The 24,865-nt window shown below is 64.5% G+C and carries 21 protein-coding genes; 14 read left to right on the top strand and 7 right to left on the bottom strand.

Annotated features, from left to right (window positions below):
- The first annotated feature begins 13 nt into the window (after positions 1-13).
- The 6 genes from narI to ACZ92H_RS16445 all read left to right on the top strand — a co-directional run bounded on the left by narI (position 14) and on the right by ACZ92H_RS16445 (position 6,789).
- A complete protein-coding gene (gene narI / locus ACZ92H_RS16420; RefSeq protein ID WP_131370127.1) occupies positions 14-700 on the top strand; it encodes a respiratory nitrate reductase subunit gamma in 687 nt (228 codons plus the stop codon).
- A gap of 140 nt (positions 701-840) precedes the next feature.
- Positions 841-1,587 (top strand): peptidylprolyl isomerase, encoded by a 747-nt coding sequence (locus ACZ92H_RS16425; protein WP_465050130.1) that lies wholly within the window; start codon positions 841-843, stop codon positions 1,585-1,587.
- A gap of 102 nt (positions 1,588-1,689) precedes the next feature.
- The gene (gene moaA / locus ACZ92H_RS16430) at positions 1,690-2,676 is read left to right on the top strand and encodes a GTP 3',8-cyclase MoaA (protein WP_465050129.1); all 987 of its coding nucleotides are present in this window, start codon (positions 1,690-1,692) and stop codon (positions 2,674-2,676) included.
- Positions 2,677-2,853: 177 nt separating this feature from the next.
- Positions 2,854-4,740, top strand: a complete 1,887-nt coding sequence (locus ACZ92H_RS16435) for a type IV pili methyl-accepting chemotaxis transducer N-terminal domain-containing protein (RefSeq protein ID WP_465050127.1) — start codon at positions 2,854-2,856, stop codon at positions 4,738-4,740.
- A gap of 21 nt (positions 4,741-4,761) precedes the next feature.
- Positions 4,762-5,424: a response regulator gene (locus ACZ92H_RS16440; RefSeq protein WP_131370115.1), complete on the top strand. Its 663-nt coding sequence runs from the start codon at positions 4,762-4,764 to the stop codon at positions 5,422-5,424.
- A gap of 153 nt (positions 5,425-5,577) precedes the next feature.
- Complete coding sequence (locus ACZ92H_RS16445; protein WP_465050125.1) at positions 5,578-6,789, top strand: NnrS family protein; 1,212 nt, start codon at positions 5,578-5,580, stop codon at positions 6,787-6,789.
- Between the two features lie 7 nt (positions 6,790-6,796).
- Here the strand turns inward: ACZ92H_RS16445 and ACZ92H_RS16450 are convergent, their stop codons facing one another.
- From ACZ92H_RS16450 to ACZ92H_RS16465, 4 genes are all read right to left on the bottom strand, one after another.
- The gene (locus ACZ92H_RS16450; RefSeq protein WP_465050123.1) at positions 6,797-6,922 is read right to left on the bottom strand and encodes a hypothetical protein; all 126 of its coding nucleotides are present in this window, start codon (positions 6,920-6,922) and stop codon (positions 6,797-6,799) included.
- A gap of 81 nt (positions 6,923-7,003) precedes the next feature.
- Positions 7,004-7,375 carry an Hpt domain-containing protein gene (locus tag ACZ92H_RS16455; protein WP_465050121.1) on the bottom strand — a complete coding sequence of 124 codons (372 nt, stop codon included), beginning with the start codon at positions 7,373-7,375 and terminating at the stop codon, positions 7,004-7,006.
- A 13-nt stretch (positions 7,376-7,388) separates the two neighbouring features.
- Complete coding sequence (locus ACZ92H_RS16460; RefSeq protein ID WP_465050119.1) at positions 7,389-8,012, bottom strand: response regulator; 624 nt, start codon at positions 8,010-8,012, stop codon at positions 7,389-7,391.
- An 83-nt stretch (positions 8,013-8,095) separates the two neighbouring features.
- The gene (locus ACZ92H_RS16465) at positions 8,096-8,731 is read right to left on the bottom strand and encodes a hypothetical protein (RefSeq protein ID WP_131370104.1); all 636 of its coding nucleotides are present in this window, start codon (positions 8,729-8,731) and stop codon (positions 8,096-8,098) included.
- A gap of 355 nt (positions 8,732-9,086) precedes the next feature.
- Between ACZ92H_RS16465 and ACZ92H_RS16470 the strand changes: the two genes are divergently transcribed.
- Both ACZ92H_RS16470 and ACZ92H_RS16475 read left to right on the top strand, forming a co-directional pair.
- The gene (locus tag ACZ92H_RS16470; protein WP_465050116.1) at positions 9,087-11,537 is read left to right on the top strand and encodes a membrane-bound PQQ-dependent dehydrogenase, glucose/quinate/shikimate family; all 2,451 of its coding nucleotides are present in this window, start codon (positions 9,087-9,089) and stop codon (positions 11,535-11,537) included.
- Between the two features lie 167 nt (positions 11,538-11,704).
- A complete protein-coding gene (locus ACZ92H_RS16475) occupies positions 11,705-12,283 on the top strand; it encodes a hypothetical protein (protein WP_465050114.1) in 579 nt (192 codons plus the stop codon).
- Positions 12,284-12,348: 65 nt separating this feature from the next.
- Here ACZ92H_RS16475 and ACZ92H_RS16480 read toward each other — a convergent pair whose 3' ends face one another.
- Entirely contained in the window at positions 12,349-15,822 is a 3,474-nt protein-coding gene (locus ACZ92H_RS16480; protein ID WP_465050113.1) for a DUF748 domain-containing protein, read from the bottom strand.
- 256 nt (positions 15,823-16,078) lie between these two features.
- On the opposite strand from ACZ92H_RS16480, the gene ACZ92H_RS16485 reads away from it, so the two are divergent.
- The 6 genes from ACZ92H_RS16485 (at position 16,079) to ACZ92H_RS16510 (ending at position 23,549) form a co-directional block, all read left to right on the top strand.
- Positions 16,079-18,223: a TonB-dependent siderophore receptor gene (locus tag ACZ92H_RS16485; RefSeq protein ID WP_465050111.1), complete on the top strand. Its 2,145-nt coding sequence runs from the start codon at positions 16,079-16,081 to the stop codon at positions 18,221-18,223.
- Positions 18,223-18,918 carry a hypothetical protein gene (locus tag ACZ92H_RS16490; protein ID WP_465050110.1) on the top strand — a complete coding sequence of 232 codons (696 nt, stop codon included), beginning with the start codon at positions 18,223-18,225 and terminating at the stop codon, positions 18,916-18,918. The genes ACZ92H_RS16485 and ACZ92H_RS16490 overlap by 1 nt, the downstream gene beginning before the upstream one ends.
- The gene (locus ACZ92H_RS16495) at positions 18,908-19,933 is read left to right on the top strand and encodes a PstS family phosphate ABC transporter substrate-binding protein (protein WP_465050108.1); all 1,026 of its coding nucleotides are present in this window, start codon (positions 18,908-18,910) and stop codon (positions 19,931-19,933) included. The genes ACZ92H_RS16490 and ACZ92H_RS16495 overlap by 11 nt, the downstream gene beginning before the upstream one ends.
- Positions 19,930-20,937: a PstS family phosphate ABC transporter substrate-binding protein gene (locus ACZ92H_RS16500; protein ID WP_465050106.1), complete on the top strand. Its 1,008-nt coding sequence runs from the start codon at positions 19,930-19,932 to the stop codon at positions 20,935-20,937. Before ACZ92H_RS16495 ends, ACZ92H_RS16500 begins: the two co-directional genes overlap by 4 nt.
- A 55-nt stretch (positions 20,938-20,992) precedes the next feature.
- Positions 20,993-21,385: a DUF2946 domain-containing protein gene (locus ACZ92H_RS16505; protein WP_465050105.1), complete on the top strand. Its 393-nt coding sequence runs from the start codon at positions 20,993-20,995 to the stop codon at positions 21,383-21,385.
- A gap of 88 nt (positions 21,386-21,473) precedes the next feature.
- Positions 21,474-23,549 (top strand): TonB-dependent receptor, encoded by a 2,076-nt coding sequence (locus tag ACZ92H_RS16510; RefSeq protein WP_465050104.1) that lies wholly within the window; start codon positions 21,474-21,476, stop codon positions 23,547-23,549.
- Between the two features lie 292 nt (positions 23,550-23,841).
- On the opposite strand, the gene ACZ92H_RS16515 is transcribed toward ACZ92H_RS16510, so the two are convergent.
- Both ACZ92H_RS16515 and ACZ92H_RS16520 read right to left on the bottom strand, forming a co-directional pair.
- Positions 23,842-24,219 carry a response regulator gene (locus ACZ92H_RS16515; protein ID WP_465050103.1) on the bottom strand — a complete coding sequence of 126 codons (378 nt, stop codon included), beginning with the start codon at positions 24,217-24,219 and terminating at the stop codon, positions 23,842-23,844.
- Between the two features lie 164 nt (positions 24,220-24,383).
- Entirely contained in the window at positions 24,384-24,707 is a 324-nt protein-coding gene (locus ACZ92H_RS16520; protein ID WP_465050101.1) for a hypothetical protein, read from the bottom strand.
- Between the last annotated feature and the right edge of the window lie 158 nt (positions 24,708-24,865).

A 24,865-nucleotide genomic window follows, 5' to 3' on the forward strand; every position in this document is an offset into this window, starting at 1 on the left:
GGAGGAGTACATCATGAATCACTATCTGCATCAATTCATCTTCGGGATTTACCCGTACATCGCCCTGGCCATCTTTTTGCTGGGGAGCCTGATCCGCTTTGACCGCGAGCAGTACACGTGGAAGTCCGATTCCAGCCAGCTGCTGCACAGGGGCAGCCTGCGCCTGGGGAACATCCTGTTCCATATCGGCATCATCGGCCTGCTGTTCGGCCATGCGGCCGGCTTGCTCACCCCCGTTTGGGTGTGGGATGCGCTGGGCGTGTCGCACACCTTGAAACAGGGCGTGGCCATGGCGGCCGGCGGCGTAATGGGCGGCCTGTGCCTGGCCGGCATCCTGATCCTGCTGGCCCGGCGCTTCGGCAATGCGCGCCTGCGCGCCGTCACCACGGCCGGCGACAAGCTGGTGATGCTGTGGATCCTGCTGACCCTGCTGCTGGGCCTGTCGTCGATTTTCGTCTCCGCCTCGCACATGGATGGCCACATGATGGTCTTGCTGATGACCTGGGCGCAGCATATCGTCACCTTCCGCGCCGATGCGGCCAGCTTCATCGTCGACGCGCCGCTGGTCTTCAAGCTGCACCTGTTCATGGGCATGTCGCTGTTCGTCATCTTCCCGTTCACCCGCCTGGTGCACGTGTGGAGCGGTTTCGGCGCAGTTGCCTATTTAGGCCGCACCTGGCAGCTGGTGCGCCGCCGTTAAAAAAACGCCATGAAAAATCTGCTGCGCGCAGCGATTTGCGGCCTGCGATGCTCACTGTGCATGCGCACAGCTGCGCTTCTCAGCCGCAACTCATCTCCGCTCACGACGATTTTTCAGGCTATTTATGGAAGGAAAGTAAGATGGGAATCTCCGTCAATGGCATCGATATCGACGATGCCGACATCGCCCGCGAATTGCCGCATCACGACGGTGCCGGCAACCCCTTGAAACAGGCCGTGCATGAACTGGTGCTGCGCCGGCTGCTGCTGGACGAGGCGCAGCGCCTGGGCGTGCAGGGCGGCAGCGATGACGACCGCATCGAAGCGCTGTTCGCGCAGGAAGTGCGCGTGCCGCCCGCCGACGATGCGGCGTGCCGCACGTTTTATGCGCAGCGCCCGCAGCTGTTTCGCAGCGGCGCGCTGGTCGAGGCGCGCCACATCCTGTTCCAGGTGACGCCGGAGGCGCCATTGGAACTGCTGCGGGCCACGGCCCAGGCCGTGCTCGATGCCTTGAAGCTGGCGCCCGATCGCTTCGGCGAACTGGCGGCGCAGTACTCGAACTGTCCGTCCGGCGCCCTGGGAGGCAGCCTGGGCCAGCTGTCGCCGGGCCAGAGCGTGCCGGAATTCGATGCGCTCGTGTTTCGCCTGGAAGCGGGCGCGCTGGCCGGCCATTTGCTGGAAACGCGCTTCGGCTACCACATCGTGCAAGTGCTGCGCCGGGTCGAAGGCCAGGCCATGGCCTACGAGGCGGTGCAGGCGCAGATCGCCGACCGGCTGGCGCGCGCCGCCTGGCAGCGCGCCGTGCACCAGTATCTGCATGTGCTGGTGGGCCGCGCCGAGATCGCCGGCATCGAGCTCGAAGGCACGGCCGGCCCGCTGGTTCAGTAAGTAGAAATGCGTAGTCCGGAAGGCGTAGGCCGCTAGGCATTCTGGGGCACAGCCAAATCATGCCCCAGCCTTTACAATCAAGGAAGAAACAGGAGTAGCGTCATGGGTAGCGTCAAGTTGCAGGACCGTTTTGGCCGTGCTATCGATTATGTGCGGCTGTCCGTCACAGACCGCTGCGACTTGCGCTGCAATTACTGCATGCCCAAGGGCTTTCGCGGTTTTGAAGAGCCGAAGGACTGGCTGACATTCGACGAGATCGAGCGCCTGATTGGCATTTTCGTGCGCCTCGGCACGCGCCGCGTGCGCCTGACGGGCGGCGAGCCGCTGTTGCGGCGCAATCTGCCCGACCTGGCGCGCAAGCTGTCCGCGCTGCCCGGCCTGCACGACCTGTCGCTGTCGACCAACGCCACGCAGTTGGGCAGGCACGCCGCGGCCTTGCGCGCGGCAGGGGTGGACCGCATCAATGTCAGCCTCGATTCGCTCGACCGCGCCTGCATGCAGCAGATCACGGGACGCGACAGCCTGCGGCCCATCCTCGATGGCCTGATGGCGGGCAAGGCGGCCGGCTTCGATCCCATCAAGATCAATATGGTGGCCATGCGCGGCGTCAACGACGGCCAGATCGAGGCCATGGCGGCCTTCTGCATCGAGCAGCAGTTCATCCTGCGCCTGATCGAAGCCATGCCGATGGGCAGCACGGGCCGCAACGCCCGCTACATGCCGCTGACGGTCGTGCGCGAGCGCCTGGCCCAGCGCTTCGGCCTGGTGCCGCAGGCGGCGGAGCTGGGCGGCGGGCCGGCGCGCTATCTGGCGACGCCGGACGGGCGCGCCAGCATCGGTTTCATCACGCCCATGTCGCAGCACTTTTGCGCCACCTGCAACCGCGTGCGCCTGTCCGTCGATGGTACCCTGTATCTGTGCCTGGGCCAGGAAGAGAAATTCGCCTTTGGCCCCATGCTGCGCGGCGGGGCCACGGATGCAGAGCTGGAGGCGGCGATCCGCGCCGCCATCGAACTCAAGCCGCAGCAGCATGATTTTAATACGCAGCCGGACAAGATAGTGCGCTTCATGGCGCAGACCGGTGGCTAGGATGGACACCTGGCCAAACCTGCTACGCGTCGCGCCTTGCGGCCGGCGATGCTCACCGTACTGGAGTACGGTTGCGCTTCTCGGCCGCAAATCACTGCCGCTCGCTACGGTTTTGCCAGGTGTCGCGGCAACTGGGGTGCGCTTGTTAAAGCTAAAGGAACTATGAAATTCAAGGCGATGTTTTCCTCCTGGCAGAAGCTGTCGACCAAGATCGTCGGCGCGCTGCTGCTCATGCTGGTGCTGGCCTTGAGCGCCATCGGCTGCACCTTGTTCCTGTCGTGGCAGCTGGAAGGCAGTTCGGCCGCCATCAACGAGACGGGCCGGCTGCGCATGCAGACCTACCGCCTGACCCTGCTGCTGGCCAGCGACGCCCGCGATCAGGCGCAGCAGCAGGCGCTGCTCATCGACGAGACCCTGGCCAAGATCGCCCACGGCGACCCACAGCGGCCCCTGTTCCTGCCGCCCAGCGGCGCCATCAAATCCGAATTCGAGCGCATCGGCCAGGCCTGGCGCGCATCCCTGCGTCCGGCCGCGCTGGCGGCCGATTCCACGCTCAAGGCGCGCCAGTTCGGGCATGACGCCGACGTGTTTGCCGGCCAGGTCGACCAGCTGGTGCGCTTGATCGAGCACGACAGCGAGCAGCGCACGTTCTGGCTGCGCGCCTCGCAGATGGTGCTGCTGGCCATGGCCATCCTCGGCACGGTCAGCATGATCTACCTGATGTTCATGCTTATCATCGAACCCGTGACGCGCCTGCGCCTGGGCATGCAGCGCATGAAGGAGCGCGATTTCAGCGTGCGCCTGGCTGTCGAGAGCAATGACGAATTCGGCCAGCTGGCCAGCGGCTTCAACCAGATGGCCGACCGCCTGCAGGCGCTGTATGGCAATCTGGAAGAGGGTGTGCGCAGCAAGACGGCCACCCTGGAATACCGCAACCGCGAACTGGCGCTGCTGTACGAGAGCGCGGCTTTCCTGCAGCGCCCGCAGCCTTTGGAAGCCATCTGCGGCGGCTTCATGCAGCGCATCGTCGAGCATTTCGAAGCCGATGGCTCCACGGTGCGCGTGCTCGATGCGGAGCGGGGCAACCTGCACATGGTGGTGCATACGCGCCTGTCCGAGGAACTGGTGGCGTCCGAGCACTGCCTGAAGGTGGGCGACTGCCTGTGCGGCACGGCCGTCGAGATGAATGTGGCGAAGGTGCACGACATGCGCCGCATCGACAGGGCGCATGAACTGCGCTGCCACCGCGAAGGCTTTGCCACCGTGTCCGTGTTCCAGATCCATGCGCACGAACAGCACCTGGGTTTTTTCAACCTGCATTTCCGCCTGGCGCGCGTGTTTTCCGCGCGCGAGCTGGCCTTGCTGGAAACGCTGGGCCAGCTGCTGGGAATCGCGCTGGAAAACCTGCGCCTGGCCGCGCGCGAACGGGAAATGGCCGTTTCGGAAGAGCGCAACCTGGTGGCGCAGGGCCTGCACGACAGCATCGCGCAAAGCCTCAATTTCCTCAACCTGCAGGTGCAGATGCTCGACGACTCGGTGCGCCATGCGCGCTTCGAGGAAGTGGCGGGCATCGTCCCGGCCCTGCACGCGGGCGTGAAGGAAAGCTACGAGGACGTGCGCGAGCTGCTGGCGAACTTCCGCAGCCGCCTGATGGAAGACGACTTGATCGGCTCCCTGCGCGCGGCGCTGGACAAATTCCGCCGCCAGACGGGCATCGCCGCCGACCTGCTGGCCGATGTCGATGGCGCGCCATTCCCCCGCGAACAGCAATTGCAGCTATTATTCATCGTGCAGGAAGCGTTGTCGAACATCCGCAAGCACGCCCAGGCAAGCCACGTCGAGGTGCGCCTGGCCGATGACCAGGACTTTACCCTGACGATCAGCGACAATGGCGTGGGCTTCGATGCGTGCGCCGTGCTGGAGAAGGGCGACAGCCATGTCGGCATCCATATCATGCGCGAACGCGCGCAGCGCATCGAGGCCACGTTCGACGTGCATGCCAGCCCTGGCGGCGGCACCACCGTCGAACTGCACTTGTCGCGCGAACAGCGGCGCGCCGCATAGCAACTACCTGAAAGTAAAAACATGGAGACTCCCGATCAGCCCATCACCGTCATGCTGGTGGACGACCACGCGCTGTTCCGCAGCGGCATCCGCTCGCTGCTGCAGCGCCATACCGATTTTGCCGTCGTCGGCGAAGCGGCCGATGGCGTGGAAGGCATCAAGCGCGCCATCCAGCTGCAGCCCGACGTGGTGCTGCTGGACCTGAACATGGCCGGCATGTCGGGCGTGGAAGCGCTGCAGCTGATGCAGCACGACTGCCCCGACACGGCCATCGTCATGCTGACGGTGTCCGAAGATGCCGACGACCTGGCCACGGCCCTGCGCGCGGGCGCCTGCGGCTATCTGATCAAGAATATCGACGCCGACTACCTGGTGCGCGCCATCCGCCGCGCGGCCGCCGGCGAAGTGGTCATCGCCGAAGCCATGACGGGCAAGCTGGTGGCGCAGCTGCAGGCGGGCACGCGGCGCGAGGAGCCCGTGTCGGAACTGGACAAGCTGACGCCGCGCGAAAAGGAAATCATCGATTGCCTGTCGCGCGGCGAGAGTAACAAGGGCATCGCGCGCACCCTGGACCTGGCGGAAAGCACGGTCAAGATCCATGTGCAGAACGTGCTGAAAAAACTCAACCTAAATAGCCGCGTGCAGGCGGCCGTGTACGCGGTGGAGCACCGGCAGGGCAAGTAGCCTTGGCCTCATGTGGGTCTGACGCGCCGGGTCAGCCCCCATGGCCATTTTCTGCCGTCCCGTTTCCGGCCATCTTACTAGTCCTTTTTGCCGATGGCTGTTCTTGTGCTTTTAAAGTAGTATATTGAATATATCTTTTAATGCGAGCCGACCATGGCCATTACGCCCATCCGCGAACCTTCCATTTCCCGCGCCACCGCAGGCACGGCGCCCTGGCGCCCCGGCCACCCCGTCTGGCAGTTGGGCTTTCGGCCGTTTTACCTGCTGGCTGCGCTGTTTGCCGCCGTCAGCATCCCCCTGTGGCTGGCCAGTTACCTGGGCTGGCTGCCGGACGGCCTGCAGGTGGGGCTGGGTTGGCACATGCATGAAATGGTGTTCGGCTTCGCCGTGGCCGTCGTCGTGGGGTTTTTATATACGGCGGGGCGCAACTGGACGGGCTTGGCCACGCCGCATGGCGCGCCGCTGATGGCGCTGGCGGGGCTGTGGCTGGCGGGACGCGTGGCCATGGCGGGCTTTCCCGGCGTGGCGGCGGCGCTGGCCGACTGGCTGTTCCTGCCGCTGGCCGCCTGGCCCTTGTACCGCGTGCTGCGCCGCGCAGGCAATACGCGCAACCTGTTCCTCGTCGGCTTGCTGGCCCTGCTGGCGCTGGCCAATGGCCTGTACCATGCAGCCGCGCTGGGCTGGCTGGCGCTGGCGCTGTCCGTCCCCGTGCAGGCGGCCATCTTGATCATCGTGCTGATCGAGTCCGTGATCGGCGCGCGCGTCATTCCCATGTTTACACGTAATGGCGCGCCGGGCAGCACGCCCGTGGCCAGTCCGAAACGGGCCATGCTGGCTGCGGCGTGCATGGCGACGGCCGGCATCGCCTGGCTGGCGGGCGCGCCGGGAGCGCTGACGGCGCCGCTGAGCCTGGCTGCAGGCGCGCTGTCACTGGCCAGCCTGCTGGCCTGGCAGCCGCAGCGCACCTTGCGCGTGCCGCTGCTGTGGATCCTGCACCTGTCGTATGCATGGATAGGCATCGGCTTTGCGCTGCTGGCGCTGGCCAGCCTGGGCTGGCTGCCTGCCAGTGCCGCGTTTCACGCGCTGGCGGTGGGCTCGATGGCGGGCCTGATCATCGGCATGATGACGCGCACGACCCTGGGCCACACGGGACGTCCCCTCAAGGCGGGCAGGGCGGAGGCGTGGATGTACTGGCTGATCCAGCTGGGTGCGCTGGCGCGCCTGCTGGCGGCGGCGGGGCCAGGAGCCTTGTATATGCCGGCGCTGCTGGCGGCAGGCTTGTGCTGGTCGCTGGCGTTTGCCTTGTTTGCGCTCGTGTATGCGCCCAGGCTGTGGCGCGCCAGGGTGGACGGGCGCGAAGGCTGAGGGCGCTTCAGGATGGGCGCCAGGCCAGCAGTTTCTTGATGTCGGGCGCCCAGTAGGACAGCGATTCGCCGACGACGAAGATCAGCATGCCCAGCATGAAAGCTTTCAACAGCAGGTCACGGCACCAGATCATCTTGAACTCCCTCGTATAATTGAGATAAGTATAACACTTGCATTTAAGAATTAATCACTGATTGACAAGTAAACGCGCTGTTCAGACCCGGCTATCCTGGTACTCGGCCATGCCGCGCCGCACTTCCGTTTCCACCTGGGCCAGCATCTGCGCCGTCTCGTCGAGCCAGCCGGACGCCGGGCATTCCTGCCGGCGCGCCAGCTCTTCCAGCGCGGCCAGGCGGCTGGCCAGCGCATCGGCGCCCAGCAGCGCCACGCTGCCGCGCAAGCCGTGGCTGCTGTGCGCGATGGCCTGAGGCATGCCGCTGCGCACGGCCTGTTCCAGCTGGGCCGCCTGGGCCGGCGCCGTGTCGAGATAGGTCTGGCAGAGCGCGCGGAACAGGGGCAGGTCGTGGCAGGCGGCATGCAGCAGCCGGGCCGGATCGATATGCTGATAGGACGCCGTGGGCGACATGGCCGGCCGGGATTCAGGCGCTGGCGGCGCGCCGCGCATGGGCGGCGCAGCAGGCGCGCAGGTAGCCGCGCAATTCGTCGTAATTGACGGGCTTGGCAAAGAACACCACGCCCGGCGGCACGCCGCCCCGGTCGTGCAGCGCTTGCGGCGGCAGGCTCGACAGCATGGCCACATGCATGTCCGCCAGCAGCGGGTCGGCCAGGATGGTGCGTATCACTTCGTAGCCGTCGATGCCGTCCATGATGATGTCGCTCAATAGAATGTCGGGTTGGTCGCGGGCGATTTCCATCAGCGCCTGGTAGCCGTTTTCGCAAAAGCGCAAGCTTGCCGGCAAGCCCCAGGAAGCGATCTGTTGCTGATACAGCGCCCGCTCCATGGGATTATCCTCGATCACCAGGATGGAGGGCGGCTGGCCGTTCTGCGCCTGCTTTCCCGGGCGTGGCGGAGGCGTATCCTGACTATGTTGTGTGTAGCCGCTCTTGTAGGCATGCACGGCGGACAGGGGAATGCGCCGGTGGCCGCCACGGGTTTTCCACGCCTCGATGATGCCCGCTTCCACCAGCTGCTGGACCGAGGTGACGGAAATGCCGAGAATTTCGGCAGCTTGTTGTGTGGTACAGACGTCGGCTGCTTGCATGGGAGCCCAGGTTCGGTGAGGATGAGGCCATCATACGCAGGCATGGCGTGAAAATCAAATTTGCCAAATCTCACGAATTGCAGTCAGCGCTGGCTGGCCGTATCGCTGCGCCGCTCTTCGTGGCGCTGCGGCTGCTGCAGCCGCGTCACTTCGCCAGAGAGCACCTCGAGCGCCACCAGCAGGTCCGCATGCAGGCGCCGCTGCGCCTCGATATCATTGTTGAAGCTGGCATGCACGGCCGCGCCGGACAGGTGCCGCAGCTGGACCAGGCCCAGTGCCGTGCTGGTATCGAAGATTTCCTGTTCCAGCACGCGGGCCGATGCCGTGCGGGCGTAGCGCAAGGCATGGGCGATGCCGGCCAGGCGGTCGCGCGTCTCGGCCACGAACAGCGACAGGATTTCGCCTTGCACCAGCCGGTCCTCGCCAAACATTGCATCCAGGCGCGCCTGCTGGAAAGGGGGCGCGCGGCGCTCCGCGGGTGCCGGTGGTGCCAGGCGTTCGGCCATCATGGCAGGGGCATTGCGCGCCTGCAGCAGCTTGGGCAAGCCGCCAGGCGTGCCGGGCGCCGCTGTCTTGCCAGCAGCGGCCATGCGCCAGCGGGGACGGCGCCACAGCACGGCGGCCAGCAGCAACAGCAGTCCCGCAAGCGCCAGCCCTGGCCGTACCAGGGTCATGCCGTCGTGGCGGGCCAGCAGATAGGTGTAGATGAAGGCGCTCATGGCAGTGCCTGCCAAGGGGACGCGTGACGGAAAGAGGCGTGCGGCATGGTGGAACTCCTGTCGAAGACGTTGCGCCGCGCCTGCTGTGCGACGAATTAAACGTTTTTCACAAAAATCACGATTAATTCATTTTAAGGCAATATTCATTTTATTTGAGAAATTTATTTTTTCCTGATGTGCCACTGTCGTGGCGGCCCCGGCAGGGGCGGTGTGGTGAAAAGCAACACCGCATCAAGACTGCGTTCTGGCGTGTGCCACGCTTTGTTAATTAGTGAAAAAATGTAATTTCCTTGATTGCCCTCAATACGGTGCGCAGGCGCGCACCGCCGAATGACAACGCCTCTAAAGGAGCATCATGAGTGCCTCTCCCCGGCCTGGACCCCTGCTCATCATCACCGCAGTCATTTTCATCTTGCTTGGCCTGGCGCTTGCCGGTGGCGGCGCCTGGCTCGTCAGCCTAGGCGGCTCCTGGTACTACGTCGTCGCCGGTATCGGCATGATAGTTGCCGGCGCGCTCGTGTGGAAAGGGCGGCGCAGCGCCCAGCCGTTTCTGGCGCTGCTGCTGTTCGCCACCCTGATCTGGTCCGTGATCGAAGTCAAGTTCGACTGGTGGCAATTGCTGCCGCGCCTGGATATCTGGTTCGCCGCCGCCGTCTGGCTGCTGCTGCCGTTCATCGACCGGCGCCTCGATCCGCCCCTGGCCGCGGGAGTGAAGCCGCGCGACGCGGGCAAGAGCGCCTTGCTCGCCGCCGTCGTGGTGACGGCTGCCGTGGGCGTGTTTTCCCTGTTCCAGGATTACTACACCCTGCACGGCGAGGTGCCGGCCGAGAACATGGCGGGCAAGCCCGAGGGCGACTACGCGCCTGGCGTGGCGCCCAACGACTGGGCCGCGTATGGCCGCTCCGGCTATGGCGACCGCTACGCGCCGGCCGCGCAGATCACGCCGGCCAATGCTTCGCAGCTGAAACAGGCATGGGTCTACAACACGGGCGACTTCAAGGGGCCGAACGACCCGGGCGAGATCGCCAACGAAGTCACGCCATTGAAAGTGAACGGCATGCTGTACCTGTGCACGCCGCATAACATCGTCATCGCGCTGGACCCGGACACGGGCAAGGAGATCTGGCGCCACGATCCGAAGATCAACCGCGACGCATCGAGCTACCAGCACATGATCTGCCGCGGCGTGGCGTACTGGGACGTGAACGCGGGCCGCGCCAAGGACAATCCGGCGCCGGAAGCGGCCGGCATGGAATGCCCGCGCCGCATTTTCGCGCCCACCATGGATGCCACCCTGATCGCCGTCAATGCCGACACGGGCGAGGCCTGCAAGAGCTTTGGCGAAAATGGCGTGATCGGCCTGTACCATGGCATGGGCATGAAGAAGCGGGGCTTTTTGATGCCCACCTCGCCACCGGCCGTGGCGCAGAACGTGGTGGTGATGGCCGCCAGCGTTACCGACAACTTTTCCACCGAAGAGCCATCGGGCGTGATCCGCGGCTACGATCCCGTCACGGGCAAGCTGATGTGGAACTGGGACGCCTCTAACCCGGACGACACGGCGCCCATCGCCGACGGCAAGACCTATACCAATAATTCGCCCAATTCCTGGGGCGTCTCCAGCGTGGATGAAAAGCTGGGCATGGTGTATGTGCCGATGGGAAATGAGACGCCCGATACCTGGGGCGGCAACCGCAATCCCCACGGCGAGAAATACAATAGTGCCATCGTCGCGCTGGACCTGGCGACGGGCAAGGTGCGCTGGGTCTACCAGACCGTGCACCATGATATCTGGGACATGGATATCGGCGGCCAGCCCACCCTGGTCGACATCGACACGCCAAAGGGCAAAGTGCCTTCCGTGGTGGCCACGACGAAACGCGGCGACATCTACGTGATCGACCGGCGCGACGGCAGCCTGGTGGTGCCGGCGCCGGAAAAACCCGTGCCGACCGCCAACGCGGCGCCTGGCGACAAGCTGTCGCCCACGCAGCCGTTCTCGGCGCTGACCTTCCTGCCCGAGAAAAACATCAGCGAAACGGACATGTGGGGCACGACGCCGTTCGACCAGCTGGCGTGCCGCATCATCTTCCGCCAGCACCGCTATGAAGGCCCGTTCACGCCGCAAACCGTGGCCGAAGGCAAGATCAAGGGCGCCATCATCTCGCCGGGCCCGCTGGGCATCTTCGAGTGGGGCGGGGCGGCCGTCGATCCAGGCCGGCAATTGCTGCTGGTCAACCCCGACTATATGGGCTTCCTGGAACGCCTGGTGCCGCGCGCGCAAGCCAATGCACCCGGTGGCACGGGCACGGAAATGGGCTTGCAGCCGCAGACGGGCGTGCCATTCGCCGTGGAAATCAAGCCTTTCCTGTCGCCGCTGGGCTTTCCTTGCCAGGCGCCGCCCTGGGGCTACGTGGCTGCCGTCGACCTGCGCACCATGAAGAAAGTGTGGATGCACAAGAATGGCACCACGCGCGACAGCGCGCCCGTGCCCATCGCCCTGCCGCTGGGCGTGCCCAGCCTGGGCGGCATCAGCACCACGGGCGGCGGCGTGGCCTTCCTCAGCAGCACGCTTGACTACTACATCCGCGGCTATGACGTGCGCAATGGCAAGACCGTGTGGAAAGCCCGCCTGCCGGCAGGCGGCCAGGCCACGCCGATGAGCTATGTCTCCGACAAGACGGGCAAGCAATATGTCGTCGTCATGGCCGGCGGCCACGGTTCGCTGGGCACGAAGATGGGCGACAGCCTGGTGGCGTTTGCCTTGCCGGACGAGGTGGTGAAGGAGGAGCGGAAAGGGAAGTAAGCAAGTCCGTTGCGGCACTGTCAATCGACGGTGCCGCACATTGTATTGGCGAGCGGTTCTGTGATTAATTGACGCTGCAGTTTTTATATTTGCATGTTGCTTGTGGGAATGCCATTTGTTAGACTGCAATTCGGTATTTCACTTTAAATAACGTGTGAATGATTTCAATGACAAAGTTACGACTTTCCGCAATAACAGCAATGCTCCTTTCCTTGATCGCCTGTTCTCCCAAAGCACCTGATGCCAATACGCAGGCTGCGGCAAATAGCAGCCCTGTTGCCGCTGTTGCGGAAGTCAAGCCGGCAAGTCCATGGTATTACTTCACCAACGAAGATAAAATGAGCAGCGATATGGTCTACTTTGCCAATGTGCATAGTAGTAATACTGTCGATTTTGCTTTTCCGTATAACGGTGTGCAGACTGCCAGTCTGACACTGACGAGTGATAGCCGGCCGAAGAAGAGTGTGATGTTCTCGATCGAGAAGGGCCAGATACTGTGCCAATCCTATCAGGATTGCCTGGTACAGGTGAGATTCGACGACAGTCCGCCGGGTTATTACAAGGCCGTTGGCTCCTCTGATCAAAGCACGACAACGATCCATTTTCGCGATGGAGATAAATTTTTCAAGGAATTGCAAAAGGCAAAAAGACTGCGCATTGCAGCGGAAATGTATCAGGAAGGATCGCCTGTATTTGAATTTGATGTCGGCACATTCGATCTGCAAAAATTCCTGCCCAAGAAATAAATTCAAATAAAGTTGTTTCCTGATGAAAAGCGTTGTCCGCAAGCTTGTTGCGGACAACGCCATTTTTATTTCGCCGCCAATCCCAGCTTCAGTCCCACCGGCTTGCCTGGCGCGGCCTCCGTCTTTTCCGGCGCACTGGCGCTGACGCGCGACGCTGGCGTGCCATCCTGCTGCAGGGCCGCCAAAATCGCCGCGCTGCGCTGGGCGCCCAGTTTGCTGAGCGCATCGGCAGGCAGCGGCTGCCTGGCTTCCAGCTGCTCGCGCAAGCCGTTGTAGAAGGCGCCCGTGTCGGCCACTTGCGGTTCCCCTTCGATCAGCTTGCCAAGGCGCTGCCAGACGGGGATGTTTGCCGTCGCCGGCGCGGAGGCGCTGGCGGAGGCGGCCGCCGCTGATGCAGGGGCCGCCGATTCCGCCGCCTTTTTTTGCTTGGCCAGTTCCGCCTTGCCGAAGCGTTCCGCGTACAGGTCGCGCAGGGCGCCGCGCACCTTGCGTTCGCCCAGGTTCAGCGGTCCCGGCTCTTCGCCTGCTTCCAGCTTGATGCCGGCCTTGGCGGCGACGGCGCGGCGCACGGCTTGCGCGCGCAGGGCGGCCGCATCCGTGTCGCTGTACTGGCCCGGCACGGCCAGCTTCAGCTGCTCGCGCTTGGCGAGAATTTGCGCCACCTGCTTGAGTTTTTCCCGCTCGGGCGGCAGCAGCACGGCGCTGCCGGGATCGAAGTCGACGGCTTCGAGCTTGTCGGCGCTGATGCCCAGCAAGTTGCCCAGGGCGCGGAACGGCGCCGTGACGATTTTCGTCAGCACATTGCCCACGGCTTTCCAGATCAGCGCGCCATAGCTGAATTGCGGGTCGCTCATGTCGCCCGACACGGGCAAGCCCAGGTCGATGCGTCCGTCGCTGTCCTTGAGGATGGCCAGCGCCAGTTCCAGTGGCAGCTTGAGGGCGTCCGGGCTGTCGATGCGCTCGCCCAGGGTCAGCTTGTCGAGCACGACCTGGTTGGTGCCATCGAGCTGGCGGTTGCGCACCTTGTACTGCAAGTCCAGCGAAATCTTGCCTTCCGCCACCTTGTAACCGGCAAACTTCATCGTGTAGGGCGACGCGGACACCATGTCGACGTTCTTGAAGACCACGTTTAAGTCCGTGTTGTCCGTGGGGGCGAAGGGATTTAATTGCCCGCGCACGCGGGCCAGGCCGAACTCGTCGATGCGGCCGTCCAGCTCGATCTGGCTGCGCGCATCGCGTTTGGTGGACAGGCCCGTGATGACGCCATTCAATTCATAGATCTTGGCGGCGAACTGGGGCCGCAGGCTGAGGTCGGCGAAGTCCAGCTTGGCATTCTGCAGGCGCACGCGGCGCACGCGCACGGGGAAGGCGGCGTCGGCGGCCGGCGTGGCGGCGGCCGATGGTGCGGGAGCAGGGGCGGTGGCCGGCTCCGGCACTTTCACCAGCAGGCGCTGCGCGTTCAGGCTGCGGTCGTTTTCGATGATGAGCTGGGCGTTCGGCTCGACCACGCGCAGTTCGGGGATGTCGACAAAGTCGGGCCCCACGCTGGCCGTCAGCTTGTCGGCGCGCACGCTTTTCCACGAGGCAAAGCGCTTGCCATCCGTTTCATTGAGCACGAGGCCCGCGACATCCACGCCGCCCACGTAACGCATTTTCGGCGCTTTGGGCGCGCCGCCACCCGTCGTCAGGCGGCCGCTGCCGGAGAGCGAGCCGCCCGCCAGCTTCAGTTTCAGATGCTGGGCCAGCAAGGGTTGCACGGGCGCCAGGGTCAACTGTTTCAGATTCAATTGCGCATCGACGGCACCCGTGCCGGGCACGAACTTGCCGTTGGCAGTGAGCAAGCCGCCTTCGCGCAAACCCACGCCCAGCTCGAACGGCAGCGCCTGCTGCATGTCGTTGCTGACGTTTTGCAGGGACAGGCGGGCGTCTTGCAGATTGCCCTTGATGCCCGTGCCAGCGTCGTCGAAACGGGCGCCGAACTTGCTCAGTTCTACCTTGTCTACCTTGGTGGACCAGGGCGCGGATGGCGCGTCCTTGGCCGGATCAGCCTTGCCGGAGGCAAACACGGGCAGCTTTTGCGCGATGGCAAAATCGCCCTGGCGGTTGCGCGCCAGGTCGATCTGCGCGCCGCTGGCCGTCACGGCGCCCAGGTGCACGGTATGCGCCGCCAGGTCGATCTTGCCTTCCGTAAAACCCAATTGGGCCAGCTTGAACGGCGTTTGCGTGCCCCGCTGCATGGCCAGGTCGGCCAGGCTGAAGTTGGCGCCGTCGACAATGATGCTGTTTCCCGTCTGCCCTTGCTGCAAGGCCAGTTGCAAGTTCAGCTGCAGCTGCCTGGCGCTCAGTTGTAGCGCTGGCGAGACGGTTTCATCGATGGCGGACACGTCCACATTGGCCAGCGCTAGCTGATGCAAGTCCACTTTCCACTTGCCCGGCTTTGCTGCTGCGGCAGGTGCGGCCGTTGGTGCTGTGGGATTGCCCGCCCGCATCAGGTTCGCCACGTCGATTTCACCCTTGGCATCGCGGCGCACGGCCACCTTGCCGCCGTACAGGTTGATCTTGTCTATCGTGACGCTCTGGCGCGCCAGGTCGGCGTTGACGCCGGCAATGCCCAGGGTGCTCAATGCGGTAAACGGTTCTCCCTTGCCGTCACGTACCAATGCCAGGTCGCGCAAGGCCAGGCCCGCGCCCTTGAGGCGGGCTTCCAGCTTGCCGTCCGCATACGAAAAGGCGTAGGGCAGGCGCGCCGACAGCTTGCCGCTCGTCACCGTGGCGCGCGTGTAGGCTTTCAGGTAGGCGGCCAGGCCGGGCAGGGAAGCGTCGTTCAGGATCAGTTCGCCATCACCGCGGATGGGATTCAAGGACGCCGTGCCGCGCCAGTGCAGCTTGCCGCCGCGCGATGCGTCGGCGCTGAGGCTGTAGCTGCCGTTGGCGTCGGGCAAGGTCGAGATATTCTCGAGCGTGAAGTCGATGGGCGTGAAGTTGTCGGCATAGCCCGCCTTCTGGTCTTGCCAGTCGACCTTGCCCTGTTCCAGCGCAAAGTGCCCGATGATCAGGCGCGGCATCGCGCCGTCGCTCTTGTCCGGGTGGTTGCGTTGCCAGGTGGCCAGCACTTCGGCCAGGTTGAACTTGCCGTCCGGCGTGATGGTCAGCTGCGCCTGCGGCGCCGTGATGCGGATTTCCGCCAGGCTCCAGGCGCGGCGCACGATGGACTTCCATTCCAGCTGCACGGCCAGGGCGCCGATGGACAGCAGCGGCGCGCCGCCCGCTCCACCCGCGCTGGCCGCTTCCTTGAAGGCGATCTCGTCCGCTTCCAGGCGCAAGGTAAAAGGATTGAAGCGCACGTCGGCGATGCTGGCCTGGCGCGCCAGTTCCTTTTCGGCCAATTTGGGCAGCTGGTGCTTGATGGCGTAGGGCACCAGCCAGAAGCCGGCCGCGCTGTAGGCGGCCAGCACGCAGCCTGTGCCAACGGCCCAGCGCTGCCAGCGTTTCCAGCGAAATGATTTCGTCTGCACGCTTTTCTTGTCGATTGTGTTCACGAACTTACCTTTTGATCTTGTGGGGCGGCGCGTCCTGCGCGCCGTGACTGTCAGTATGCCTCTTTGCGAGCTCGTCTGCAAAATCCAAACGTGTTCAAGTGATAACAGGCAGCGTGACGGACTGTTTCTCTTGTGAAAACCCGGACATTCTCACGAATTATCACTTATTCATTGCGAATGATTCTCGTTACGGATATCATGCGGCGTAACTTGAAGTTTCCTTCTATTAATGTTTTCTGTTGAAAGACCCGTCTTTATGCGTGCAGCTTTTCCTTCTTTGCAACTCCTTCCAGTGGCCGCGGCCCTGTCCCTGGCCTTCGCCTCCCACGCGGCGACTGCTGCGAATGGCGCCAATGGCCAGGACGATCTGACGGCTGGCGATGAGAAAGTCATGCAGGCGGTGCAAGTGACCGGCGCGCGCGCGCAAGGCCTGGTGCCTACCACGACGGAGGCGGGCAGTTTTCGTGGGGCCAACATCATGGACGTGCCATCCACCGTCAACGTGATCACGCGCGAATTGCTGGAGCAGCAAGCCGTGTCCGGCCTGTATGACGCCGTGCGCAATACGGCGGGCGTGACGCGCCAGCAGAATGGCGGCGATACCTGGGATCAGCTGGTGGTGCGCGGCATTGCCGTGGAAAACCGCACGAACTACCGCTTGAACGGTTCCATGCCCATCATGAACTTCTCGCAGGTATCCATGGAAAACAAGGAGCGGGTGGAAGTGCTGAAGGGCGCTTCGGCCCTGTATTACGGCTTCACGTCGCCGGCCGGCGTGGTCAATTTTGTCACCAAGCGGGCCGGCAGCAAGCCTGTCACGAGCATGGGCCTGAGCCTCGATGACCGCGGCAGTGCCGTGGCGAATGTCGACATTGGCCGCCGTTTCGGCGCGGACCAGGAATTCGGCGTGCGCGTGAATGCGGCCGGCGGCACGCTGGGTTCCTGGCTGGACAATGTCGGCAATGGCAACCGCAGCTTCCTGTCGACGGCGCTGGACTGGCGCGTGACCAACAAACTGCTGCTGAAGGCGGACCTGGAATACGACCGCCGCCGCGTCACGGAGCAGGCGGGCGTGGCCTTGCCTGCCGCCGTGAAAGGCGTGATCACCTTGCCGCGCGCCGTCGACCCGCGCAAGCTGATCGGCCCGGACTGGTCGAACTTTGAAGCGCAGACGAAAAACGCGCAATTGCGCGCCGACTACGCCATCGCCGACGGCTGGGCCTTGACGGTGGAAGCGGGGCACTCGGAAACGGCGCGCGACCGCCGCCTGGCGATCTTCCGCCTGAATAACGCGGCTGCCGTGGAAACGGGCGCGGGCCGCATCACGGGCAACATGCAGCACCACGTGACGGCGTCGGACTTGCTGCGCGCGGAACTGGCCGGCAATTTCAACACGGGCTTCATCGCCCATGAACTGACCCTGGGCGCCTCGCGCACGGACAAGTCGCAGGACCCCATTTACCAGAGCAATTACACGATCGCGGCGCAAAACCTGTACAACCCCGTGCCGGTGACGAATGTGGTGTTCGGTCCCAAGCCCACCACGCCGACGACGGCCGCCCTGGACACGCGCGACACGGGCCTGTATGCGCTCGACCGCATGGTCTTCAGCCCGCAATGGCAAAGCGTCATCGGCGTGCGCCGCACCAGCTATCAAAGCGACCAGGGCGCCAGCCACTATGACGTGAGCAAGACCACGCCGATGGTATCGCTGGTCTACAAGCTGACGCCAGCCATTTCCTTCTATGCCTCGTCGGCGCGGGGCCTGGAAGAGGGCGAGACGGGTCCGACGGGCACCGTCAACCAGAATGTCAAGATGGCGCCCGGCGTCAGCAAGCAAAAGGAACTGGGCGCGCGCTGGATGACGCCGGGCGGCACCTTGCTCTCGGCCGCCATGTTCGACATCACGCGTCCCGGCTACTACACCAACAGCAGCAATGTCTTCACCTCGGATGGCGAACAGCGCTACCGCGGCCTGGAACTGTCGACCCAGGGCAAGCTGACGCGCCAGCTGTCGTGGCAGACGTCGGCCCAGTTCCTCGACCCGACGTTCGAGAACATCAACGCCGACTACAACGGCAAGGCGCCGGAAAACGCGTCCAAGCGCACGGCCAGCGCCTTCCTCGCCTACGCCTTCGATGCCGTGCCGGGACTGTCCGTCAATGGCGGCGCGTATTATTACAGCGCCCGTCCCGTCAACGACCTGAACCAGGCATTCCTCGGCGGCGTGACCTTGTTCAGCGCCGGTGCCCGCTATGCCAGCACGGTCATGAACAAGGCCGTCGTGTGGCAGCTCAACGTGGAAAACGCGGCGGACAAGCGCTACTGGGCTGGCGCGGGCACGCGCCTGGCTTCCGGTGCGCCGCGCGCCATCAAGCTGTCGATGAAGGTGGACCTGTGATGCGCCTGCTCAACACCGCGTTGGCGGCGGTCCTGCTGGCCGGCACGATGCATGTGCAGGCGGCGCAGGTTGCACCTGGCAAACAGGTGCTGCTGGTGGTGCGCCTGGAAGGCAAGAGCCTGCCTTTCGACCAGAAGATCAAGGAACACCTGGAGTCGCGCGGCTATGCCGTCACCCTGCACAGCCAGTACGCGCCCGTGTCCGGCGCGCAAGGCAAGGACCTGGTGATCCTGTCGTCGACCATCCGCGGGCGCGATATGCTGGGCGCCTACCGCAACGTTACCGTGCCCGTGCTGACGTGGGAAAACGACCTGTATGACGACCTGTCGATGACGGGCAAGCGGGCCGGCGTCGACTATGGCACGGTGGAAAAATCACGCTATGTGTGGCTGGTCAACGCGCCGCACGCGCTGGCGGGTGGCTTGCCGGCCGGCACGGTGGACATCTATCAGAAGCAATCGACCATGAGCTGGGGCAAGCCGGGCCTGGGCGCGACGACGATCGCCACCATCTATGGCGAGCCGGAAAAAGCCGCCATCTTCGGTTATGAAAAGGGCGCCACCATGGATTACGAAAGCCTGGCGCCCGCGCGGCGCGTCAGCTTCTTCCTCGACAATGAAACGTTTACGAATCTGTCGCCGGCCGGCTTGCGCCTGTTCGACGCGGCCGTGGACTGGGCCAGCGATGGCAAATAAGCCTTCCTTGCCGCTGGCTGCCTTCCTGCTGGTCCTGTCGGCACCGGCATGGGCCGCAGCCACGCTCGACCCCGCCTTGCCCGCATATGTGCCGCAGCCCGTCAAGGTGCCGGCTACGGCCGCTTATGTGGACCGCGGGACGGGCGCGGCCATGATCGGCGGCGCCGAGCACGTGGCCACCGCCGTGGGCCAATGGAATGCCCTGTTCGCGGCCAGCCATCCGGGCATCGTGCTGGGCTTTGACGGCAAGGGCACGAGCAGCGCCGTGCCGCTCTTGATGCATGACAAGATCCTGTTCGGCGCCATGGGCCGCGCCATCAATGCCATCGAGCTGGTGCCTTACCGCAAGATCGTCGGGCGCGACGCGCTGGAAATCCGCATCGCGCACACGGCGGCCACGCCGGACGGCCACCTGGCCACTTCCCTGGCCGTCTACGTGAACCGCGCCAATCCCCTGACGCAGCTGACGGCGGCGCAAGTGTCGCAAATCCTGTCCATCGGCAATCCCGGGGGCGACTTTAGCCGCTGGGGACAGCTGGGCTTGAGCGGCGAATGGCGGGCGCGCGCCATCCACCCCTACGGCACGGCGGCCTGGACGGGCTTTGGCGACTACTTGCAGCGCGAACACTTCCAGGGCCGCGTACTGGCGCCCAATCACGAAGAGCTTGGCAACACGGCCGCCATCACGGGGCGCATCGCGCAAGACCCGGCCGGCATCGGCGTGGCCGCGCTGGGCGTGCGCCATCCGCAGCTGCGCCAGCTGGCCATCGTGGGCGCCGACGGCCAGGCGGCGACGGGCACGGACGAGGAAGTGGTCTCCGGCCGCTACCCGTACGGCCGCTACGTGTATTTCTATGTGCGCCGCCTGCCGGGCCAGGCCGTCGATCCGCTGGCGAAGGAATACCTGCGCCTCGTGCTGTCGCGCGAAGGGCAGGCCATCATCGCCGCGCAGCCCGGCGGCTACCTGCCCCTGACGGCCGCGCAGGCCAGGACTGAACTGGAAAAACTCGAATGACGCCATTAAAAATGAGCACCTTGGCCGCTTGCTGCCTGTTGGCAAGCAGCCTGCATGCCGCGCCCCTGGCCGTGGACCCCGCGCAAGCGTATGTGAACCATGACGGCACCGTGGCCATCGTCGGCAACGATGGGCTGGAGGAAGTGATCACGCAGTTGAACGCGCTGTTTACGCGCCAGCATCCGCAGGTGCGCTTCAGCCTGCGCATGGAAGGCTCGTCGGCCGGCATGCCCGCGCTGACGGCGGGTGCCACGGCATTTGCGCCGCTGACGCGCGACATGTGGCCGGGCGACCAGGCGGCCTTCCGCCAAGTCTTTGGCTACGACGCCACGCCCGTGCGCATCGGCTACAACGGCCACGGCCCCCGGCCGCCGGCCAAGACGCCGCCCGCCGTGTACGTGCACCGCGACAATCCGCTGGCGGGCTTGACGATGGAACAGCTGGGCCAGGTATTCACGGCGGGCGCGCCTGCCGGCGACGTCCACCTGTGGTCGCAGCTGGGCGCGACAGGGGAGTGGGCGCCGCGCCGCATCCACCCCTACGGCTTGCGCGACGATGGCGGCTTCGCCACGGGCTTGCGCCATGCGCGTTTCGGCAAGCGTCCGTTCGCGGCCCAGTACGAGGCGCTGGCCTCGCGCGAAGCCGTGATCCGCGCCGTGGCCGCCGACCGCTACGGCATCGCCGTGCTGGGCTGGGTGAATGCGGCGCCCATCTCGGACCAGGTGCGCGTGCTGCCGCTGGCGGCCGCGCCCGGCGCGCCATACTACGGTCCCGACAAAGCCACCGTGCGTGCAGGCAAGTATCCATTGACGATGCCGGTGCAGCTGTACGTGAACCGCGCGCCTGGCAGGCCGCTCGATCCGCTGGTGAAAGCGTATCTGCAGCTGGCCCTGTCGCCGCAGGGACAAGCCATCCTCGACGCGCAGCAGGATAGCGAGGAAGGGTATTTGCCGCTCAGCGAGACGGATTTGCTGGCCGAGCGCAGGAAACTGGACGCTTTGTAACGTTTCCTTGACGGCGCGGCTGGGCACGGGGCAGGGCGGCCGTTATAATGCCGCCATGTTTATTCGCCAAGGCCGCGCCGTCGTCGTCCTGTGGATCGCGTGCTTCGCCATCCTCATGGCCGCGCTCGCCCCCACCTTGTCGCGCGCGTTCACCGTCGCCAGCGGCCAGGCCGTGCCCAGTTTCGAGATCTGCTCCGTGGCGGGCGGCATGAACATGCTGCCCGTGAAATTGTCCACGGAGGCGCCCGATCCCGCCAAGGGCGCCATGCGCATGGATTGCCCGTGCTGCAGCATGCATGCGGCCACGTTGGACATTCCTCCCACCACCCTCGTGCTGGCGTCCGGCGAAGTCCTCACTGGCTTGCTGCCCCTGCTGTTCTACCAGTCCGCCACGCCCCTGTTTGCCTGGACGCCCGTCCAGCCCCGCGGCCCGCCCACCGCTTTCTGACCTGTCCCTTCCCCGAACTGCCTTGCGCCGCATGCCTTGCGTGCGGGCGGCCGTTCGTCTTGCCCATACAGAATCTGAAAGCAGCACCATGAAACATTTTCCATTCATTATTTCTTTTGTTATCGCCATGCCCGCCCTGGGCCAGGCCCGCAGCGAGCCGGTCTTGCCTGAGATGAAAGTCATCGTCACGGGCGTCAAGGATGGCTACCGTCCCGCCGCCGACACGGCGCTGATGCTGTCGAGCACGCCCGGCTACAGCGTGGCGGCCGGTGGCGGCGTGTCCGGTTTGCCGGTAGTCAATGGCTTTGCCGATGACCGCTTGAAAATCCGCATCGACGGCATGGAGCTGACGTCGGCCTGCGCCAACCACATGAATGCGCCGCTGTCCTACATCGACCCGCGGCAGGTGCAGCGCATCCGCCTGATCGCGGGCGTCACCCCCGTCAGCATGGGCGGCGACAGCATCGGCGGCAGCATCGAGGTGCAGTCGCTGGCGCCCGTGTTTGCCCAGCCCGGCGCGGGGCTGCTGACGCAGGGCAGCCTTGCCGTGTCGGGCCGCAGCGTCAACAACAGCGTGGCCACCAGCGTGAACGCCTCGGCCGCCAGCGATACCCTCGGCATCGGCTACAGCGGCGCCGCCACGCGCAGCCACAGCTATGAAGATGGCCATGGCAACACCGTGCTGGCCAGCATGGTTGAAAGCATCAACCAGGCCATCGTGCTGGCGGCAAAAGGCCAGGGCCAGCAGCTGACCCTGCGCGCCGGCGTGCAGCACATTCCCTACCAGGGTTTCCCGAACCAGTACATGGACATGACGGACAACCACGGCCAGTTCGCCAATCTGGCCTACCAGGGCACGTTCGCCTGGGGCATGCTGGACGCGCGCGCCTACTGGCAGCAGACGGACCATGAAATGGGCTTCTTCACGCCCGAGCGCACGGGCACGATGCCGATGCTCACGCATGGCCGCAACACGGGCTATGCGCTGATGGCCACCTTGCCCACGGCGGCGGGCGCGCTGCGCCTGGGCCAGGAATGGCACGGCTTCCGTCTCGACGATTATTGGCCCGCCGTGCCCGGTTCAATGATGATGGGGCCGCGTACCTACCTGAACATCAATGACGGCAAGCGCGAGCGCACGGTGCTGTTCGGCGAGCTGGAAACGCGCCACGATGCCCGCTGGACGAGCATGCTGGGCCTGCGCGGCGAATCCGTGCGCATGGACACGGGCGACGTGCAGTCGTATGGCGCGAACATGATGAACATGGCCGATGCGATGGCCGCCGCCGCCTTCAATGCGCGCGACCGCCGCCAGCGCGACACGAACATTGATGCTTCGGCACAAGCGACCTACGCGCCCGATGCGGCCAGCCGCTATGAATTTGCGCTGGCGCGCAAGGTGCGCTCGCCCAATCTGTACGAGCGCTACTCGTGGGGACGCGGTTCGATGGCCATGACCATGACCAACTGGTTCGGCGACGGCAATGGTTACGTGGGCAATATCGACCTCAAGCCCGAGACAGCGTACACGGCGGCCTTCACGGCGGACTGGCATGGCGGCGACGAGGGCTGGTTCCTGCGCGTCAACCCGTATTACAGCAAGGTCGACAACTATATCGACGTCGACGTGCTGGCGGCGTTCCACCCCTACATGCAGATGGGCGCCAAGGGCAACTTGCTGCAGTTTGCCAACCACGATGCGAAAGTGTACGGCGTGAATCTGGCGTGGCAGCGGCCGCTGGCGCGCAGCAGCCGGTGGGGCAGCTTGAGCGCCAGCGGCAATGCGGCCTGGACGCGTGGCCAGCGCAGCGACGGCGGCGACCTGTACCGCATGATGCCGCTCAATGCCTTGCTGGCCGTGGAGCACCGGCTGGGCGCCTGGAGCACCAGCATCGAAACGAAGGTCGTTGCGCGCAAGGACAGGGTCGACGCGCGCCGCCTGGAGCGGGAAACGGGCGGCTATGCGCTCGTCAACGTGCGCAGCAGCGTGGCGCTGGGCAAGATGGCGACGCTGAACGCCGGGGTCAGCAACCTGTTCAACCGTGCGTATGCGGACCCGCTGGGCGGCATCTACCTGTCGGGCCTGAAGGCAAACGGCGGCGCCCTGCAAGCCTTGCCGGCCGAAGGCAGGTCGATCGACGTGGGCTTGCAGCTGAGCTTCTGAGGCTGGCCAGCGCAGGCCGCGCCTTCCTGCTGCCCATGCCGCGGGAGGCAGGCGTCCGCCGGCCAGGGGCGCAGTCTGCACGGCGGCTGGCCGCCGGTGAGCGCGTGGCATGGCGAGTGCGCGATAACAAGGCGGAACTGGCCAGCCATGAAATGGTGCCTGGCGAAGTGGATGCCGGCACGCTGCCGGATTCGGGCTGCCCGACATAATGCGGCTGCTGCCGCATGCAATCGCCTGCGCTGACAGGCAGCGCCATGGCCGGCCGCGCGGGAGTTCCGGACGGGAGCCCGCTTCACGTTGCCGTACCCAGCAGGCCCAGTATGTCATCGAGGCTGGCTGGCTTGACCAGATGATGGTCGAAGCCGCCATTCCTGGTCCTGGCACGGGTAAGCTCGTCGCTCCATGCGGTAAAGGCAATCACTTTTGTCTCCTGGAATTTCGACGCCTGCCTGAGGCGGGACGCGACCTGGAATCCGCTGACTTCGGGCATGCCCAGGTCAAGAAACACCACGTCCGGTTCAAACGTGTCGGCCATGCGCAGCGCGTCGGCGCCGCCATACACGGGAATGGCTTCATGGCCGCTGATGACGAGGAATTCGGCGACGATGTCTGCCGCGTCACGGTTGTCGTCGACGACCATGATGCGCAGTGGAGGATGTTGGGTTGCCACGAATGTCTGCCTGCATTGCCTGCCCGGACAGGGCAGTGCGGTAAGCCAGCAGGTTCAGGGCGGCAAGAAATGGGGCAGTCAGGGGCTGTGACTGAATGATGGGATTGCTTAGTGGAAATCATACAGGAATTTCGTCCACTACAGGCCAAGCAATGCATCAGCGTTCACGTTCCGGCTTTTTTGCGCCGCGAGCCCGTCAGCACGCGCAGGGCAGTGGCGATGGGCACCTTGTTTTTTGCCAGGTAGGCGGCCGCAGTGGCCGTGTCGAGCATTTCCTGGAAGATGATGCCGACCTCGACCTTCTGAGCCGTCAAATCATCCTGCCTTGCGCAGTCCGTTACCTGCATATTCGGTATAGTCACTTTGTCATTCTTGGAGCGCATTTTTGCCTCGGCCATAAAGAGAAAAATGTCTCCTTTTGTTTGCCTTAAAGATAACTTATTTTTGTGCCTTTGTGGAAACTTTTCTTTAATCGATAGTGCCTTCAAGAATTAAATTTAGCTATCGGCGGGGCGCAGGGCGGTTGATTTTGGATATTGCTGAAAGAACATGCAGTTGCATGCTTGGGGCGGTGAAGTCGAATGCCGTGCATGGCATGGCGCCTGGCAGACGGGGAGACGATCCGATGCAAGTAATGAATACGGCC

Source organism: Janthinobacterium foliorum, assembly GCF_978021625.1.

Bases quoted from the DNA above. Each gene is read 5' to 3' on its own strand.
- ACZ92H_RS16465 (WP_131370104.1), bottom strand. From the start codon at position 8,731: ATGAGCGCCTTCATCTACACCTATCTGCTGGCCCGCCACGACGGCATG.
- ACZ92H_RS16435 (WP_465050127.1), top strand. From the start codon at position 2,854: ATGTTTTCCTCCTGGCAGAAGCTGTCGACCAAGATCGTCGGCGCGCTG.
- moaA (WP_465050129.1), top strand. From the start codon at position 1,690: ATGGGTAGCGTCAAGTTGCAGGACCGTTTTGGCCGTGCTATCGATTAT.
- ACZ92H_RS16485 (WP_465050111.1), top strand. From the start codon at position 16,079: ATGCGTGCAGCTTTTCCTTCTTTGCAACTCCTTCCAGTGGCCGCGGCC.
- ACZ92H_RS16510 (WP_465050104.1), top strand. From the start codon at position 21,474: ATGAAACATTTTCCATTCATTATTTCTTTTGTTATCGCCATGCCCGCC.
- ACZ92H_RS16440 (WP_131370115.1), top strand. From the start codon at position 4,762: ATGGAGACTCCCGATCAGCCCATCACCGTCATGCTGGTGGACGACCAC.
- ACZ92H_RS16490 (WP_465050110.1), top strand. From the start codon at position 18,223: ATGCGCCTGCTCAACACCGCGTTGGCGGCGGTCCTGCTGGCCGGCACG.
- ACZ92H_RS16455 (WP_465050121.1), bottom strand. From the start codon at position 7,375: ATGTCGCCCACGGCGTCCTATCAGCATATCGATCCGGCCCGGCTGCTG.
- ACZ92H_RS16460 (WP_465050119.1), bottom strand. From the start codon at position 8,012: ATGCAAGCAGCCGACGTCTGTACCACACAACAAGCTGCCGAAATTCTC.
- ACZ92H_RS16450 (WP_465050123.1), bottom strand. From the start codon at position 6,922: ATGATCTGGTGCCGTGACCTGCTGTTGAAAGCTTTCATGCTGGGCATG.
- ACZ92H_RS16505 (WP_465050105.1), top strand. From the start codon at position 20,993: ATGTTTATTCGCCAAGGCCGCGCCGTCGTCGTCCTGTGGATCGCGTGC.
- ACZ92H_RS16470 (WP_465050116.1), top strand. From the start codon at position 9,087: ATGAGTGCCTCTCCCCGGCCTGGACCCCTGCTCATCATCACCGCAGTC.
- narI (WP_131370127.1), top strand. From the start codon at position 14: ATGAATCACTATCTGCATCAATTCATCTTCGGGATTTACCCGTACATC.
- ACZ92H_RS16475 (WP_465050114.1), top strand. From the start codon at position 11,705: ATGACAAAGTTACGACTTTCCGCAATAACAGCAATGCTCCTTTCCTTG.
- ACZ92H_RS16445 (WP_465050125.1), top strand. From the start codon at position 5,578: ATGGCCATTACGCCCATCCGCGAACCTTCCATTTCCCGCGCCACCGCA.
- ACZ92H_RS16495 (WP_465050108.1), top strand. From the start codon at position 18,908: ATGGCAAATAAGCCTTCCTTGCCGCTGGCTGCCTTCCTGCTGGTCCTG.
- ACZ92H_RS16500 (WP_465050106.1), top strand. From the start codon at position 19,930: ATGACGCCATTAAAAATGAGCACCTTGGCCGCTTGCTGCCTGTTGGCA.
- ACZ92H_RS16425 (WP_465050130.1), top strand. From the start codon at position 841: ATGGGAATCTCCGTCAATGGCATCGATATCGACGATGCCGACATCGCC.